Source organism: Devosia naphthalenivorans (assembly GCF_003056355.1).
Classification (GTDB): domain Bacteria; phylum Pseudomonadota; class Alphaproteobacteria; order Rhizobiales; family Devosiaceae; genus Devosia; species Devosia naphthalenivorans.
Genome location: NZ_PYVW01000008.1, coordinates 1 through 16407, shown reverse-complemented (window position 1 = coordinate 16407; position 16407 = coordinate 1). Strand labels below are relative to the sequence as shown.

The following is a 16407-nucleotide window of genomic DNA, read 5'->3' as shown; positions in this document are numbered from 1 at the left end:
CGAAACGACTATACCGAAAGGGACGCGATGCCGTGGGAGAGTAACGGAGGCGGAGGTGGCCGCAATAATAATGGCGGCCCCTGGGGGCAAGCGCCCGGCGGCGGCGGGGGTGGACCACGCCGTCCAGGGGGTGGAAACACGCCCAACCTCGAAGATATTCTCAATCGCGGCAGGGACCAGTTCCGGGGCGGTGTCCCCGGGGGACGCTGGGCCATCATCGGTGGTGTGCTGGCGCTCGTGGCCTTTTGGGGCCTCAACTCGGTCTACACGATCAACCCGCAGGAAGTCGGCGTCGAGCTGCGGTTCGGTACGCCCAAGCCCGAACTCTCGGGTCCGGGTCTGCATTTCCATCTTTGGCCGATCGAGACCGTCGAGCGCGTGACCACTACGGTCAACCAGACCCAGATCGGTGCTGCCAATGCCAGTGGTCAGCGCAGCAATACCGGCGCCAGCGATGGACTGATGCTCTCGGGCGACCAGAACATCGTCAATGTGCAATTCTCGGTATTCTGGGCCATCAACGAGCCGATCGAATATCTGTTCAACGTACGCGACCAGGAAGCCATGGTTCGGTTCGCGGCCGAAAGCGCCATGCGCGAAGTTGTCGGCCGTCGTCCTGCGCAGGACATTTATAGTGACGACCGTTCAGGCATTTCCATTGAAGTGCTGAACATCACCCAGGACATTCTGGAGAGCTACGGCCTGGGTGTCAGCATCAACCAGATCCTGATCGAAAACGCGGGCCCGCCGTCGGAAGTTATCGACGCTTTCAATGAAGTGCAGCGTGCTCGTCAGGACGAAACACGGCTTCAGGAAGAAGCTCGCTCCTATGCCAACACCCTTTTGGGTGATGCGCGTGGTCGGGCTGCGGCCCTGCGGGAAGAAGCCGCGGCCTACACCAACCGGGTCGTGCAGGAAGCAACCGGTGAGGCGGCGCGCTTCAACTCCATCTACGCCGAATACGTCAATGCTCCGGAAGTGACGCGCAAGCGCCTGTTCCTTGAAACCATGGAACAGGTTCTGGGTGATTCCCAAAAGGTCATGATCGAAACCGGTGCGGGAGCCTCGGGCGTGTTGCCCTATCTGCCGCTGCCGGAGTTGCGTCCAAACCCGGGCGCTTCCACGACCACGACGACGGGGAACTAAGCCATGCAAAATCGTTTGATTATTATCGGCGTAGTCATCGTCGCGGCGCTTTATGTGTTCTTCTCGACCATCTATGTCGTCAACGAGCGCGAACAGGCCATCGTCATGCGCTTCGGCCAGATCACCGATGTCCGCACCGAACCGGGCATTTATTTCAAGATCCCGACCGATATCGTCGACAGTGTCCAGATCATCGAAGACCGGCTGCTGCGCTACGATATCGCCAACATGCGCGTTCAGGTTTCGGGCAACGCCTTCTATCAGGTCGACGCCTTCCTGACCTATCGCATTTCCGATCCGCGGCTGTTCCGTGAACGTGCTACGGGCCAGTTGAGCGTTGCCGAAGATCGTATCGGTGCCAGCCTCGATGCTGCCCTTCGTCAGGTCTATGGTCTGCGTGAATTCAACGCAGCGCTGTCTGACCAGCGGTCGCAGATGATGCAGGAAACCCGCGACCTGATCCGTCCGGATCTGGCCAATCTGGGTATCGATGTCGTTGACGTGCGCATCCTGCGTACTGACCTCGACGCCGACGTGTCGGCAACCACCTTTGAGCGTATGCGGGCAGAACGTCTGGCAGAAGCTGCATTGCTGCGCGCTCGTGGGCAGGAACAGGCACAGAGCCTGCGGGCTATCGCCGATCGTCAGGCGGTGGAAATCGTGGCCGCGGCGACGCGTGATGCCGAAATCATCCGTGGTACGGGCGATGCCGAGCGGAACCGTCTGTTTGCAGCGGCTTATGGACAGGATCAGGAGTTCTTCGAGTTCTACCGCTCGATGGAAGCCTATCGCGTGTCCATGAGGGGCGAGAATACCACTCTGGTACTGTCGCCCGAGAGCGAGTTCTTCAGCTACTTCGGTTCCGGTGGCTCTATTCCGCCGGCCAATCCGGATCTGGCTCCGCCACAGGCCACATCGGTTGAACCAGCACTGGTTCCAACGCCAAGCGACGAACCGGCCCTCGATGGCCTCGGCATCGAGGAATCAGTTGCTCCAACGCTGACGCTGGAAGACGGCTCGCAACTCACGCCGACCGTGGGCACCGAAGTCCCTACGCCGGCAGAGGCACCGCCGCCGGCACCGGCTCCGGAGCCTGCCACGCAGCCAGCTCCGAGCGAACCGGCAACGCCGTAAGCGGTTCTTCAGACTGATATGAAAGGCCGGCGCAGGTGACTGCGCCGGCCTTTTGGTTTCGTCTGCGTAGCGTTGGTGGGCCTGTCGAACCACGAGCGATTGCAGCGGAGGTTCCTAGCGCACGATCTCTTCGTCGCTGTAACCCTGCAGATAGAGCAAGGCGGTGAGGTCTCCGTGGTCGATGCGGATGCCGGCCTCGGCGGCCACTGCGGGCTTGGCGTGCATGGCCACACCGAAACCGGCGATGCGGATCATGTCGAGATCATTGGCGCCGTCACCTACCGCAATCGTCTGGCTCAGTTGCAGATTGCGCTCGGCAGCAAGGGCCACCAGCCGCTCGCGCTTGGTGTCCTTATCCACGATGGGCTTGGTCACTGTGCCCGTCAGCTGCTCGCCATCGAATTCGAGAACATTTGCAACGGCTTCATCGAAGCCGATGCGCTTGGCGAAGTACTCTGCGAATAAGGTGAAGCCGCCGGAAACCAGCGAGGTATAGGCGCCATAGGCCTTCATGGTTTGAACCAGCGCACGGCCACCGGGCATAAGCGTGATCTGTTCGCGGCGGACTTGCTCGACCACCTTGCGCTCCAGACCCTTGAGCAGCGCCACGCGGGTATCCAGCGCCTGGCCAAAATCGAGTTCGCCGCGCATGGCGCGGTCGGTTATCTCGGCGACCTGTTCCTTGATGCCCAGGGCCGCTGCAAGCTCATCGATGCATTCCTGCTCGATCATGGTGGAATCCATGTCCGCAATCAGGATCTGCTTGCGCCGCTGTTCGGTGGGCACAATGGCCGCGTCGACCCGACGCTGGCCGATGATCTGGCGGGCGATGTCGAGCGCATCGGTTGACTTCGGCTCGATGATCTCGCAGGCAATGGCGTGGTTCAGCCAGTTGAGCTCTCCACCGGTTTGCCCGGCGATTGCGGCAGCAAGCGCGGGGTCCAGTTCGGAGTCGTTGGGATTGGCGATAAGGCAGAGTACCGGCATGGACATGACTCGGGGGAAAAGCGCGTGACGGGTCGCAGGCGTGCGGTGCTGATAGCGGGTCCGACTGCAAGCGGCAAGTCGGCGCTGGCGCTCGAGATAGCGCAGGCGGAGAACGGCGTCATCGTCAATTCCGACTCGATGCAGGTCTATGACACGCTTCGTGTCGTCACCGCCCGGCCAGGTGATGATGATCTTGCCCAGGCAGATCACCGTCTTTACGGAACGGTGCCGGCGTCCATGCGCTTTTCAACGGGGCAGTGGCTGGCGGCAGCGCAAGCGATAGTCGACCCGACGCCGGAGGAACGTCCCCTGATCTTCGTGGGCGGCACCGGGCTATATTTCGATGCGTTGCTCAACGGTTTTGCTGAAATTCCGCAAGTGCCTGAGGCGGTTACACTTGAAGTTCAACAAGAGATTCAAGCGTTGGACGCAGGGCAGCGATTGGCGCTGTTGCAGCGGGAAGATCCTGCGACGGCCGAGCGACTCAAGGTCGTCGATCCGCAGCGGCTGACCCGGGCCTTGGCCGTGAAGCGCGCGACGGGGCGGCTGCTTTCGGATTTCCAGGATGAGGAACAGGTGGGCGTGCTGGGCGGGTTCGATGTCGAACGCATGGTGCTCGATCCCGACCGGCAGGTGCTGCGGGAGCGGATTGCCCGCCGGTTTGAAGCCATGTTTGACGGAGGCGCCGTCGAGGAGGTGGCGGCACTAAGGGCGCTTGAGCTCGATCCAAGCCTGCCGGTGATGAAGGCCATCGGCGTGCGCGAGATCGGTGGCTGGCTGGACGGAGCGCTCGACCGCGAGGAGGCGATTGCGCTTGCGACCATCGCCACCCAGCAATATGCCAAGCGACAACGAACCTGGTTCCGCAATCGGTTTGGGGACTGGCCCCGGCGGGGCCCCGCAAGCTCCTAGCGCGGGCGCAGGAGGCCAAGCCGTTCACGCATGGCAAAGCGGATCACCAGCACCACGGCAACAAAGGCCAGGCCCGCAGCAAGGCCGATCCAGATGCCGACGCCGCGCCAGCCGATCACAAGGCCCAGGAAATAGGCAACGGGCAGGCCCACGATCCAGTAGCCGAGAATGGCCAGCAGCATCGGCACCTTGGTGTCACTCAGCCCGCGCAAGGCATGGGCGGCCACGACCTGCGCGCCGTCGACCAGTTGGAACACGCCAGCGATCACAAGGAACGTTGCTGCCAGAGCGACCGCATTGGCGTTGGCTTCGATATGGGGATCAAGGAACAATGCTACGACGCTGGGGCCCGCGCCGAGGAATATGGCGCATGATAACGCCATGAAGCCCGTCCCCAGCGCGAAAGCGGTCCATCCGGCCTTGCGCACGCCTTCCGGGTCGTTTCGCCCGAAAGCGGTGCCTACCCGAACCGTGGCGGCTATGCCCAGGCCCAACGGCACCATGAAGGCGAGCGACGCGCATTGCAGCGCGATTGCATGTGCCGCCAACTCGTCAGTTCCCAGGCGCCCCATCAGAATGGCAGCGGCAGTGAACATCCCCACTTCTGCCAGCACAGTCAGGCCAATCGGCAGGCCGACAGCAAAGATTTCCCTGAAGCGCGGCCAATCCGGGCTCCAGAATCGCAACAGCACGTGGAAGCGCTTGAGGCGGCGGTGGCGGACGACGTAGACCACCATCATCACGAACATGACGATGTTGGTGACCAGCGTCGCTATCGCCGCACCGCGCAATTCAAGCCGCGGAAAGCCGAAATTGCCGAAGATCAGCAGATAGGCAATCGCCGCATTGAGCAGCACGCCGATAACGGTGATGACCAGAATGGCTCTGGTGGCATCGAAGGCGGACAACAGGGATCGGAAGGCGATGATGCCGAGGGCCGGGAATAGTGACCATGCAGCAATCTGCATGAACTCTTCGGCTCGCGCGGTGGCGGTGGGGTCCTGCCCAAGGGCGAGGTAGATCGGCTTGATCTGCAACACGATCGGAACCAGCAGGATGGAAAGGGCAATCGCCGCCCAGCAGCCCTGCCGTACGATGCGCCGAACGGCCTTGATGTCCCGTGCGCCGCGCGCTTGTGCAACCAGGGGAGCCACGGCGCCGACAATGCCGACGCCGGCCACGAGGAAGGGCATGAGGAACGTCGTGGCCAATGTGCCCGATGCCAGAAAAACCGGGCCGAGCCAGCCCAGCAAGATAACGTCAGTGGTATGCAGCAAGTTTTGCGCGAGTTGCGCGATAACCAGGGGCCAGGCCAGCGTGAATGTGGCACGCAGCTCCTGGGCCCAGCTGATCGGAGGGACAAATGTGGTATCGGCCGCGCCGGGCGCAGCCGTGACTTGCTCGTTCATGGGGTAATGTCCTACTCGCGAGGACTGCTTAGCGGAAACGGAGAATGGGCGAAAGATGGAGCCTATGCACAATCAGTCGGCTGGCCTGAGAGCCGAGCTGGGTTCGCGCCCCGTGATCGTGGCGGCGGGGCTCGCCGGGGCCGTGGGCGTTATGGCTGCGGCCGGCGCGTCGCATGCCGGGGGAAGCCACAATCTGTCGGCCATCGCCATGATCTGCCTGGCTCACGGGCCGGCGCTCCTCGCGCTGGGACTATTGGGTCGGGGCTGGGTGCTTGGTCTTGCCTCTGCACTTCTCGCGTTTGGCACGATCCTCTTTGCTGCTGACCTGGCAGTGCGTGAATGGCTGGGCCACGGCGTCTTTGTTGGAGCCGCGCCACTGGGCGGAGCCGGCATGATCTGTGGCTGGTTCATGGTGATCGCTGCCGGGGTGATGCGACGCCCGTTCTCAAAATAGTTCAAAAAACTTAAAACTCGGTTGGAACCTTCTTGATGAACGTGCTGTTGTGTTTCCCGAGAGTATCCTTGGAGGGTTTTCAATGCATAAGTTTCTGATCATCGCCGCTACCACGCTGTCGCTGGCTGCGTGCACTGCCACCGAGCAGGGCGCAGCTGTTGGTGCTGGCGCTGGCGCAATCGTCGGTGCGGCTACAACCGGCAGCGTTCTGGGCACGGCCGTTGGTGCTGGTGTCGGCGGCGTGGTCGGCGCGGCAGCCGGCAATGTCCTCGGTCGCGCGGACAACAACAGCAACATTTGCATCTACGAACGCCCGAACGGTTCGCGCTACCGCGACACCTGCCCGCGTGGTTAATAAATTGCAGCATCGCCCCATGCTGCAACGCGCCTCCTAGGCGCCATGCACCCGGTCCGGAGTCCCTCCTGGATCGGGTGTTTCTTTTGCTGTGTTAATCAGCTTGAATTTCTAGCCGTTTGACTGCATATATTTGCCATACGACACTATCTTGCGCTATCTGATCGACCGGTAAATCCGGGAACTTGGCTACCTCCTGATCTGTGAATCGTTAGGCCGAGCTGATGTTTGAGGCTCGATTTCAACCCTTAGCCGCAGTTGCGGCGACCACTACTGAGGACCCGTTCCATGGCAACCATCACCGGTACTGTCAAATTCTTCAACACCACCAAGGGCTTCGGCTTCATTTCGCCAGAAAACGGTGAAAAGGACGCTTTCGTTCACATCTCCGCTGTTCAGCGTTCGGGCCTGCAGGGCCTGTACGAAGGCGACAAGGTGACCTACGAGCTCGAGACCGGCCGTGATGGCAAGGTTTCCGCTACGAACCTGACCCTGCTGAGCTAAGTTTCGCAGTCAGCGCTTTTCGGAAGGGCCCCATGGGGCCCTTTTTTATTGCCTTGCATATTTCGCGCGGCGCTTGATCGACAGTCGTGCGTTTCATATGCCAAGAGCCGTTTTCACATTGGAGCATCTCATGCTGCGCGAGTTCCTGAGCCATTGGAGCCCAAGGGTCGAAACCACTCCCGGCGAGCGCCAGTCCGGTGCGCTGCCCTACTCGGTGATCGATGGGCGGGTGGTGTTCCTGCTGATCACGTCGCGCCGCACCGGTCGCTGGATCTTCCCCAAGGGTGATATCGAGCCCGATATGACGCCATGGGAAAGCGCCGCCATTGAAGCCATGGAAGAGGCGGGTGTGACCGGACAGATCGCGGTCGAACCCATCGGCAGCTATCGCTCCAGCGCCAGCGCGGACGGATCGAGCCTAGTGGATGTCGACCTTTACCCACTGCGCGTCGAGCACCAACTCGACGTGTGGAAAGAAATGGACCAGCGCCTGCGCCACTGGGCCGTGCTGCCCGAAGCGCGTCGGCTGCTCAATGACCGTGCCTTGTCCCGGTTGGCCGTTCTGCTGCAAGCGAGCTTGCGGGCCCGCAGCTAGCCCGCAATCGTCAGGTGCAGCAGCCAGAACAGCACGGCCGCCAGAACTGCCGAGGCGGGAACCGTGATGATCCAGGCAGCTACAATGCCTGTCACATGCTGACGCCGCACCAGCTTGCGCCGCTCGGCCTTGCGCTCCTTGGATAGGGCGTCCTCGGCTGTGGAATTTAGGGTTGCCGGGTCCACGTGCTTGGCGTGGATCGGAACGGCGGTGAAATCCAGGTCCTTGCGGGAATAGTACTCGCGAAGGAAACCAACGCCGAAAATGCCGCCGACGGCGATGTGGGTGGAGGAAACCGGCAGGCCCAACGCGGACGCGGCTAACACTGTCACCGCGGCGGATAGCGCCACGCAATAAGCACGAATCTCGTTGAGCTTGGTGATTTGCTCGCCCACCGTGCGGATCAGGCGCGGCCCGAAAAGCCACAGGCCCAGCGAAATGCCTATGGCGCCGATCGCCAGCACCCAGAAGGGCAGGGCGATGGCGGAAGTGGAGGCATCGCCTGATTGCAGGCTGGTGACGATGGCCGCGAAGGGCCCCACGGCATTGGCAACATCATTTGCGCCATGCGCGAAAGACAGCAGCGCCGCCGCCACAACCAGGGGCAGGCGGAACAACACGGCCACGTGCTTCTTGCGATTTTCCATGCCCATGGACTGCCGCCGCACCATGGGCATGGCGCCGATCCAGCCCAGTGCCGTGAACCCCACGCCAAGCGCCAACACCGTGGCGAGATCTGGCTTCCAGATGCGGCTGAAACCCTTCGTCGCCATGTACATGGCAAAGATGCCGGTCATGGCCGCTACCAGAATTGGCACCCAGACGCGCGCCGCGGAGACCTTGTCGATGCGGTCGGTTATGGTGTGCTTGATGAACGACAGCAGCATCGCCGCAGCCGCACCGCCCAGCACGGGCGAAATCACCCAGCTTGCAGCAATCGTGCCGACCGTGGGCCACGCAACGCTGGTCCAGCCAGCCGCTGCAACACCAGCTCCCACCACACCGCCAACGACCGCATGAGTGGTAGAGACGGGCGCACCGATATAGGTCGCCAGATTTACCCAGAGCGCGGACGCCAGCAGCGCCGCCATCATCAGCAGCACGAATTTGTTGGTGTCGATGGTGTGGCCGACCAATAGATCGCGCGCGACTGTGTTCACCACGTCCCCGCCAGCCAAAATCGCGCCTGCCGCCTCGAAGATCGCGGCTATGAGGAGCGCGCCACCCATGGTCAGGGCCTTCGAGCCAACAGCTGGGCCCATATTGTTGGCGACGTCGTTGGCACCGACATTGAGCGCCATATAGCCGGCAATCGCTGCCGCGATGACGACGAGGAAGCTCATCGGGCCGTCCGAGACGACGAAACTCGCCCAAACCGCAGCCAGCAGCAGGAACACCAGAGCAATGCCCGGAGCCGCAAGGGCGCGGGCAAGGTCATTCGTCGCCGTTTCCAGTCCGGCTACGCGCTGCAGGTCCTTGTCGAGTACACTCTTGGCCATATGTTTCTAACCGTCACAGACATAATCACCCGCGCCAATAGCATTGTCTGCGGCAATGACCATCCTCCTGGGATATCATTTGCTGCATTGGGACGTTTTCTTGAGGTGAGGTGCCCGATGGTGACTCTATAGCGAGTCGCGTTTGCCGCGGAAGGTTCAGCGAGCCTTGTGGCGCTGAAGATCGTAGCTGACGGCGAAAATGAGAATAACAGCGACGACGCAGGATACGGCGAGCATTTTGGGGACCATCTGGGTTGATCCTTCTAATTAGCCGCATCCCTCTTAACGTTCGGTGAGCAATTTTAGTTAATGCGAACGAATGTGGTCTGATTCGCGGTTTCTGTGTGCCGGTGCCGCCTCTTGACACCGTGTCCCGCTTGCTCCTATCAATGCGGCCAATATTTTAACTGGAGAGGTCCCATGCGGGCACTCATTCTCGTAGTACGCAGGCGCATCGGCACCGTGGGATAAGATCCCGCGCGATAGCTGGTGCGCCGAAAACAGGTCCCAAACGGGGCCTTTTTTATTGCCCGGTTTTCGCTGCGACGAGATTGGGCTCCCAAACATGAAGACCTAGGGAAGGACTTGAACAATGGCCGAAAAGATGACCGGCGCGGAAATGGTGATCCAGGCGCTGACGGATCAGGGCGTGGAACATATCTTCGGCTATCCCGGCGGGGCGGCTCTGCCCATCTATGACGCCTTGTTCCAGCAGGAAGCCGTGCAGCATATCCTGGTTCGCCACGAACAGGGCGCCACGCACATGGCGGAAGGCTATGCCCGTTCGACCGGCAAGCCGGGCGTGGTGCTGGTGACTTCCGGACCCGGTGCAACCAATGCGGTAACCGGCCTTACCGATGCGCTGATGGATTCGATCCCGCTGGTCTGCATCACCGCACAGGTGCCTACCACGCTGATCGGATCGGATGCGTTCCAGGAATGTGACACTGTCGGCATCACCCGCAGCTGCACCAAATACAATTATCTGGTGAAGCGCGTGGAAGACCTGCCGCGCATCATGCACGAGGCGTTCCGTATCGCGACAACCGGCCGTCCTGGTCCGGTGGTCATCGATATTCCCAAGGACGTGCAGTTTGCCTTGGGCGAATACTACCAGCCTGACCACGATACGCTGCGCCACCAGAGCTATCGGCCGCAAGTCGATGGCGATGCTGCTGCCATCGAAGCGGCGGTGGATCTGATGCTGCGGGCGGAACGGCCGATCTTTTACACCGGCGGCGGCGTTATCAATGCTGGCCCTGAAGCGTCCGAGCATCTGCGCGAACTGGCCGAACTCACCGGTTTTCCGGTGACCTCCACCCTGATGGGTCTGGGCGCGTTTCCCGCTTCGCATCCGCAGTGGATGGGCATGCTGGGCATGCACGGCACCTACGAAGCCAATCTGGCGATGCACGATTGCGACGTGATGATCAATATCGGGGCGCGTTTCGATGACCGCATCACCGGCCGCGTCGATGCGTTTTCGCCCAATAGCCGCAAGATCCATGTCGATATCGATCCGTCCTCAATCAACAAGGTTGTGCGCGTCGATGTGCCTATTATCGGCGATTGCGAACGCGTGCTTGCCGAAATGGTGCGCGTGTGGCGTTCCAAGACCAACCAGCCCCGCAACGAAGCGATTGCGCCGTGGTGGAAAGAGATCGAGAAGTGGCGGGCGGTCAATTCGCTCGGCTACAAGAACTCCGACACCGTCATCAAGCCGCAATATGCTATCGAGCGGCTTTATGAAGCCACCCGCAAGCAGGGTAAGGACGTCTTCATCACTACAGAGGTCGGCCAGCACCAGATGTGGGCGGCGCAGCATTTCCATTTTGACAAGCCAAACCATTGGATGACCTCTGGTGGGTTGGGGACGATGGGCTACGGTCTGCCGGCAGCTGTCGGTGTGCAGGTGGCGCACCCGGATGCGCTGGTGATCGACATCGCTGGCGAAGCCAGCGTGCAGATGACCATGCAGGAGCTTTCGACGGCGGTTCAGTACCGCCTGCCGATCAAGATCTTCATTCTCAACAATGAGCGCATGGGCATGGTTCGCCAGTGGCAGGACCTGCTGCATGGCAGCCGATATGCCCATTCCTACTCGGAATCGCTCCCCGATTTCGTCAAGCTGGCAGAGGCTTATGGCGGCAAGGGCATCCGTTGCGAGAACCCAGCGGAACTCGACGCTGCCATCGCCGAGATGCTCGACTATGACGGCCCTGTGCTGTTCGACGTGATCGTGGAAAAGGACGAGAACTGCCTGCCCATGATTCCGTCAGGCAAGCCGCACAACGAAATCATCCTGCCCGATACGGCAAATATCGGGGACATCATCGATGAGAAGGGACGGGCGCTCGTCTAGGGCGCTGCGGAGGACACAACAATGAACGCACATCTGCAGCCAACCGGCTCTGCTTATTTCATCACCAAGGAAACCCAGGAGATCGAGCGGCACACGCTTTCGGTTCTGGTCGATAACGAGCCGGGCATTCTTGCTCGGGTGGTGGGTCTGTTTTCGGCGCGTGGTTACAATATCGAAAGCCTAACCGTCAGCGAAACCGAACACGGCCGCCGACTTAGTCGCATCACCGTTGTCGTGATCGCCACGCCCAAGGTGCTGGTGCAGATCAAGCTGCAGCTCGAGCGCCTTGTGCCCGTGCACCGGGTGCATGATCTGACGGCGGAAGGCGCATCGCTTGAGCGCGAGCTAGCATTGATCAAGGTGGCCGGTGCTGGCGATCATCGCGCCGAAACCCTGCGTCTTGCCGACGCGTTCCGCGCGCAGATCGTCGATGCGTCGGTCGAAAGCTTTGTGTTTGAAGTGACGGGCAAGCCTGCCAAGATCGACAGCTTCATCGCACTCATGCAGCCGCTGGGGCTGGTTGAAGTGGTGCGCACGGGGCTTGCCGCCATTTCACGTGGTCCAGAGAGCATGTAAGCTGAGAGGGGGCATTCGCCCCTTCTCGAAACCCCAGAGGCATCATGACTGCGCTTTCCGTCAATCTCAACGCCGTGGCACAGTTGCGCAATCGACGGAACTTGCCATGGCCGAGCGTGGTCGGGCTGGCGCGCGTGGTGCTCGATGAGGGTGCCCGTGGCATCACCATTCATCCGCGGCCGGACGAGCGGCATATCCGGCGCACTGACGTGTTCGATCTTGCGGCGCTGTTGCGCGATGAATATCCGGCCGCCGAACTCAACATCGAAGGCTATCCCAGCGAGGACTTTTTTGCGCTGATCGACGCGGTCAATCCGCAGCAGGTGACCCTGGTGCCAGATGATCCGGCCCAGGCAACCTCCGATCACGGCTGGGATTTCGCCGCCGAAGCCGAATTACTGGCGACGGTGGTTCAGAGAATCAAAGCGCCAGACCGCCGGATTTCCCTGTTCTGCGACCCGGATGCTGGCGCTGCCGGCGTGGCCGCTGCGAAGGCCACGGGCGCCGATCGCATAGAGCTTTATACTGGCCCCTATGGCGACTGCCATGACGATCCGGATCGCGCCGCCCGTGAGCTAACTGCTTTGGCTGCTACATCGCGGGCCGCTCATGCGGCTGGCATGGGGGTCAATGCCGGGCACGATCTGACGCTGGCGAACCTGCCGGCGTTCCAGTCCGCCGTGCCGCATGTTGATGAAGTATCCATCGGTCATGGTATCACCGCCGATGCGCTGCTGATTGGCTTTGCCGACGCCGTCCGGCAATATCGAGCCGTGCTGGGTTCCTGAAGCGCCAATCAAAAAAGGCGCCGAACTGGTCGGCGCCTCAAGCAGTTCAGAGTGCGGCTGAATTATTCAGTGAAGTCGAAGGCCGCCAGTTCGCAGACATTGTTGTCGGCGGATACCAGCTCGTCGCCGTCATCGAAGACTGCAAGGAAATCGTATTTGCAGTAGCCGGTGCCGTCATCGATGTTGATCATGACGCTGCTGCCGGAGGGCAGGACGTCGCTGCCCAGGATGTCTTCCTGCCAGTCGGACGTGCCGGTGTTGGACGCGTAAAACTCGACAATGGTGTACGACGTCTGGTTGTTGATCTGCACCTTGCGGTCAAGCGCCATTGCAGCGCTGTTGGTCAATGCAAATAAAGTGGCGGCGAGCGAAAGGGCGGCGGCGGACTGGATGCGCATGCATTCCTCTTGTTTTGGGGAGTATCCCGGCATCGTTATTGCAACAACGCCAAGTTGAAAGGCAAGCGACGTCTTGCGCGTGGCCTGTTACCCGCTGGGGAATCGCTAAACGTCCTTAATCACCCCATTGGTCGGAGTTCCTGAACGGTGTGTTCCTGGTGGGTTGTGGAAACGCTGCCGGGGCCATCCAACCGCTTCAGGTTTAGCAAAAACCCATGAGCCACCAATACTTACATCAGTGTGCCATAGGTGAGCAGGTGTCCCTGTGCTACAATAACGTGCCTCCTTGCAACGATCCTGCTTAGGCACATATACAGCCTCAGTTACGATTTGTTACCTAGGAGGGCTCAAATGTCCAAACTCAAGATTGCCGTGATTATTTCCTCGACTCGTCCCACCCGGTTTGGCGAACTGCCTGCCAAGTGGATCCTGGACAAGGCCAATGAACGCCCGGAAATCCAGGCTGAGATCGTCGATCTGCGCGACTACAACCTGCCATTCTTTGACGAAGTGGCCTCCAACGCCTGGGCTCCTAGCCAGAACGCTGAAGCCGTTCGCTGGCAGAACAAGATCAGTGAATTCGACGGCTATATCTTTGTCGTTGCCGAGTATAACCGCGCTATCACCGGCGTGCTCAAGAACGCCCTCGACCAGGCCTATATCAACTGGAACAACAAGGTGTTCGGCGCAGTCGGCTACGGCAGCGTCGGCGGTGCTCGCGCCATCGAGAACCTGCGCACCATTGGCATCGAGTTGCAGATGGCTGCGACCCGTTCGGCCGTACACATTGCCGGCGCTGATTTCATGGCCGTTCACCCCGGCTATGGTGGCACCAAGACGCTGACTGAGATCGAAGGCTCGATCGGTAATTCCGCCAAGGACATGCTCAATCAGCTGGTCTGGTGGGGCAACGCGACCAAGAACGCGCGCGAAGACGATCTCGCTGCCGCCGAGGCTGCTGAATAATTTTTACGAAGACCTCCAAAGCTTCGTTTACCGACAGGGGTCGCTCCGCAAGGGGCGGCCCCTGCTGCGTTGAACCATTGTGGCGGCAAGGTGTTGTATGCGACAGTTGGCGGGTGTATAGCGGCGCCCGCCCAAGACCCATGAAAGCATCAGGTTCATGACGCAGACGAACACAGCCGGCACGCACAGCGCCGGCGTCGATGCGAGCGAGCTCAAGCACTCCCATTCAAACAAAGATCTGCCTCTCCTGACCCTGGGGGCACTCGGCGTTGTTTATGGCGACATCGGCACGAGCCCGATCTATGCATTCCGGGAAGCCATGCACATCCGTCCTGGGGCGGCGACCTCCAGCGATGTTGAGATCCTGGGGTTGCTCTCACTCATCGTCTGGGCGCTTACGCTGACCGTCGCCGTCAAATATGTTTTCTTCGTCACCCGTGCGGACAACAATGGCGAGGGTGGTACGCTGTCGCTCGTCGCCTTGGCCCGCAAAGCCTTCACCACCGCGCCAGGTTGGGTAACTGGCCTCGGCGTCGCTGGGGCAGCGCTGTTCTTTGGCGACGCCATCATCACGCCGGCAGTCTCGGTGCTTTCGGCAGTCGAGGGACTCAAGGTCGTAGCGCCCAGCCTTACGCGCTTTGTCATTCCGATCACGCTTGTGCTAATCGTCGGGATTTTTGCGGTGCAGCGCTTTGGTACCGCCAAGGTTTCAGCGGTGTTCGGCCCCATCACGGCAATCTGGTTCCTGGTGCTGGGCGTGTCCGGTGTGGCCCATATCCTGCAATACCCATCGGTCCTGCTGGCGCTCAACCCGTGGCTGGGCATCCATTTTCTGGTCACGCATGCCGGGCTCGCCTTTGTGGTTGCCGGTGCGGTTTTTCTGGCGGTGACAGGGGCCGAGGCACTCTATGTCGATCTGGGGCATTTTGGCCGCAAGCCCATCGTCATCGCCTGGTTTGCGCTGGTTTTCCCGTGTCTCCTGCTCAATTACTTCGGGCAGGGCGCCTTTGTTCTGCGCGTTGGCCTCGAGAATGTAGAGAGTCCGTTCTTCGAGATGCAACCGGAATGGGCCCTGCTGCCCTTTGTGGTGCTGGCCACCATGGCGACGATCATTGCCAGCCAAGCCGTGATTTCGGGCATGTTCAGCCTCGCGCAGCAGGCTATCGCGCTCAACTTGTTGCCGCGCATGGTGGTGCAGCACACCTCGGAAACCCAAAGCGGGCAGGTGTACATGCCCCAGATCAATGCCATGCTGATGATCGGCGTGCTGGTGCTGGTGCTGTCCTTCCAAACGTCGGCGGCGTTGTCGCACGCCTATGGCATCGCGGTATCCGGCGTCATGGTCGTGACGCTGATGCTGCTGGTCATCGTCATGTGGCGCAACTGGAAATGGCACCCTGCCGCAGTCATCGCCTTTGGCGTGGTTTTCGGCATAATCGACGGATTCTTCTTTGCCGCCAACGCGTCCAAGCTGTTTCAGGGCGGCTGGGTGCCGGCCGTGGTCGCTGCGATCGTCGCAATCCTTATGGCCAGTTGGATGGGCGGCCGCAAACGCCTTGCCGACAAAACCAAGCGCGACGAAGTGCCCTTGCAGTTCCTGGTCGACAATTTATCCAAGAAAAAACCGACGCTGGTGCCGGGTACAGCGGTGTTTCTGACCAGCGACATCGAAGGCGCGCCCACGGCACTCCTGCATAGTCTCAAACACTACAAGGTGCTGCACGAACAGAACGTCATCCTGACGGTTCGCACCTCCGTTTCGCCGCGCGTACCTGACGACGAGAAGGTTACGATCGACGCCTATAACGAGCTGTTCAGCCGCGTGGTCGTTACCTTTGGCTATATGGAAACGCCCAATATTCCCAAGGCGTTGGCGCTAGGCCGCAAGCTGGGGTGGAAGTTCGACATCATGTCGACTTCTTTCTTCCTGTCCCGCAGGTCGCTTAAAACTGGTGCGAAGCCGGCCAATGTCCTCCGCTATTGGCAGGATCGCCTGTTCGCACGCCTGGCCCGCAACGCCAGCGATGCGACGGAATATTTCCACATCCCGACCGGACGCGTGGTGGAGATTGGGACGCAGGTGATTTTGTAGGGCTTCCGGCGCTCCAAACACCCCTTCCAACCAAACCCACGGCGTCATTCCCGCAAAAGCGGGAAGGTGGACTCACGTTTGAAGTGCAACACGGTTAGAGAAGCTGGAGAAGACCTCATTTGGGGTTTGGAAGTCGAGACATTTTCGCGGGGTGTTGTTGTAGAGGGCGACAATGGTTTGCAGGTGCTCGTCGGTGATGGTTGCCAGGTCGGATTTTCGCGGCAGCCTGC

At 60.7% G+C, this 16407-nt stretch carries 16 protein-coding genes; 12 read left to right on the top strand and 4 right to left on the bottom strand.

Features of this window, described 5'->3' with window-relative positions:
* Positions 1-27 precede the first annotated feature (27 nt).
* Together hflK and hflC are read left to right on the top strand one after the other, a co-directional pair.
* Complete coding sequence (gene hflK / locus C8264_RS11550) at positions 28-1146, top strand: FtsH protease activity modulator HflK (protein ID WP_108461140.1); 1119 nt, start codon at positions 28-30, stop codon at positions 1144-1146.
* A gap of 3 nt (positions 1147-1149) precedes the next feature.
* Positions 1150-2280 (top strand): protease modulator HflC, encoded by a 1131-nt coding sequence (hflC, locus tag C8264_RS11545; RefSeq protein ID WP_108461139.1) that lies wholly within the window; start codon positions 1150-1152, stop codon positions 2278-2280.
* Positions 2281-2394: 114 nt separating this feature from the next.
* Here hflC and serB read toward each other — a convergent pair whose 3' ends face one another.
* Positions 2395-3267 carry a phosphoserine phosphatase SerB gene (serB, locus tag C8264_RS11540; RefSeq protein WP_108461260.1) on the bottom strand — a complete coding sequence of 291 codons (873 nt, stop codon included), beginning with the start codon at positions 3265-3267 and terminating at the stop codon, positions 2395-2397.
* A 24-nt stretch (positions 3268-3291) separates the two neighbouring features.
* Between serB and miaA the strand changes: the two genes are divergently transcribed.
* Positions 3292-4179 (top strand): tRNA (adenosine(37)-N6)-dimethylallyltransferase MiaA, encoded by an 888-nt coding sequence (miaA, locus tag C8264_RS11535; RefSeq protein ID WP_108461138.1) that lies wholly within the window; start codon positions 3292-3294, stop codon positions 4177-4179.
* Here miaA and C8264_RS11530 read toward each other — a convergent pair.
* Complete coding sequence (locus C8264_RS11530; RefSeq protein ID WP_108461137.1) at positions 4176-5588, bottom strand: MATE family efflux transporter; 1413 nt, start codon at positions 5586-5588, stop codon at positions 4176-4178. The genes miaA and C8264_RS11530 overlap by 4 nt on opposite strands.
* A gap of 64 nt (positions 5589-5652) precedes the next feature.
* Between C8264_RS11530 and C8264_RS11525 the strand changes: the two genes are divergently transcribed.
* The 4 genes from C8264_RS11525 (at position 5653) to C8264_RS11510 (ending at position 7496) form a co-directional block, all read left to right on the top strand.
* Positions 5653-6042, top strand: coding sequence for a DUF423 domain-containing protein (locus C8264_RS11525; RefSeq protein WP_108461259.1), 390 nt, complete (start codon positions 5653-5655; stop codon positions 6040-6042).
* A gap of 82 nt (positions 6043-6124) precedes the next feature.
* On the top strand, positions 6125-6397 hold the full coding sequence (locus C8264_RS11520; RefSeq protein ID WP_108461136.1) for a glycine zipper domain-containing protein: 273 nt from the start codon (positions 6125-6127) through the stop codon (positions 6395-6397).
* 288 nt (positions 6398-6685) lie between these two features.
* A complete protein-coding gene (locus tag C8264_RS11515) occupies positions 6686-6901 on the top strand; it encodes a cold-shock protein (protein WP_035101027.1) in 216 nt (71 codons plus the stop codon).
* A 130-nt stretch (positions 6902-7031) separates the two neighbouring features.
* Positions 7032-7496 carry an NUDIX hydrolase gene (locus tag C8264_RS11510; RefSeq protein WP_162783593.1) on the top strand — a complete coding sequence of 155 codons (465 nt, stop codon included), beginning with the start codon at positions 7032-7034 and terminating at the stop codon, positions 7494-7496.
* On the opposite strand, the gene C8264_RS11505 is transcribed toward C8264_RS11510, so the two are convergent.
* Complete coding sequence (locus C8264_RS11505; RefSeq protein WP_108461134.1) at positions 7493-8995, bottom strand: inorganic phosphate transporter; 1503 nt, start codon at positions 8993-8995, stop codon at positions 7493-7495. The genes C8264_RS11510 and C8264_RS11505 overlap by 4 nt on opposite strands.
* Positions 8996-9587: 592 nt before the next feature.
* Here C8264_RS11505 and C8264_RS11500 point away from each other — a divergent pair.
* From C8264_RS11500 to C8264_RS11490, 3 genes are read left to right on the top strand one after another with little or no spacing between them, the layout of a single operon-like run.
* A complete protein-coding gene (locus tag C8264_RS11500) occupies positions 9588-11357 on the top strand; it encodes an acetolactate synthase 3 large subunit (RefSeq protein WP_108461133.1) in 1770 nt (589 codons plus the stop codon).
* A gap of 21 nt (positions 11358-11378) precedes the next feature.
* Entirely contained in the window at positions 11379-11933 is a 555-nt protein-coding gene (gene ilvN / locus C8264_RS11495; RefSeq protein ID WP_108461132.1) for an acetolactate synthase small subunit, read from the top strand.
* Between the two features lie 41 nt (positions 11934-11974).
* Complete coding sequence (locus tag C8264_RS11490; RefSeq protein WP_108461131.1) at positions 11975-12721, top strand: pyridoxine 5'-phosphate synthase; 747 nt, start codon at positions 11975-11977, stop codon at positions 12719-12721.
* A gap of 62 nt (positions 12722-12783) precedes the next feature.
* On the opposite strand, the gene C8264_RS11485 is transcribed toward C8264_RS11490, so the two are convergent.
* Complete coding sequence (locus tag C8264_RS11485) at positions 12784-13119, bottom strand: hypothetical protein (protein ID WP_108461130.1); 336 nt, start codon at positions 13117-13119, stop codon at positions 12784-12786.
* A 351-nt stretch (positions 13120-13470) separates the two neighbouring features.
* On the opposite strand from C8264_RS11485, the gene C8264_RS11480 reads away from it, so the two are divergent.
* Positions 13471-14085 carry an NADPH-dependent FMN reductase gene (locus C8264_RS11480; RefSeq protein WP_108461129.1) on the top strand — a complete coding sequence of 205 codons (615 nt, stop codon included), beginning with the start codon at positions 13471-13473 and terminating at the stop codon, positions 14083-14085.
* 157 nt (positions 14086-14242) lie between these two features.
* Complete coding sequence (locus tag C8264_RS11475) at positions 14243-16177, top strand: potassium transporter Kup (protein WP_108461128.1); 1935 nt, start codon at positions 14243-14245, stop codon at positions 16175-16177.
* Positions 16178-16407: the final 230 nt, after the last annotated feature.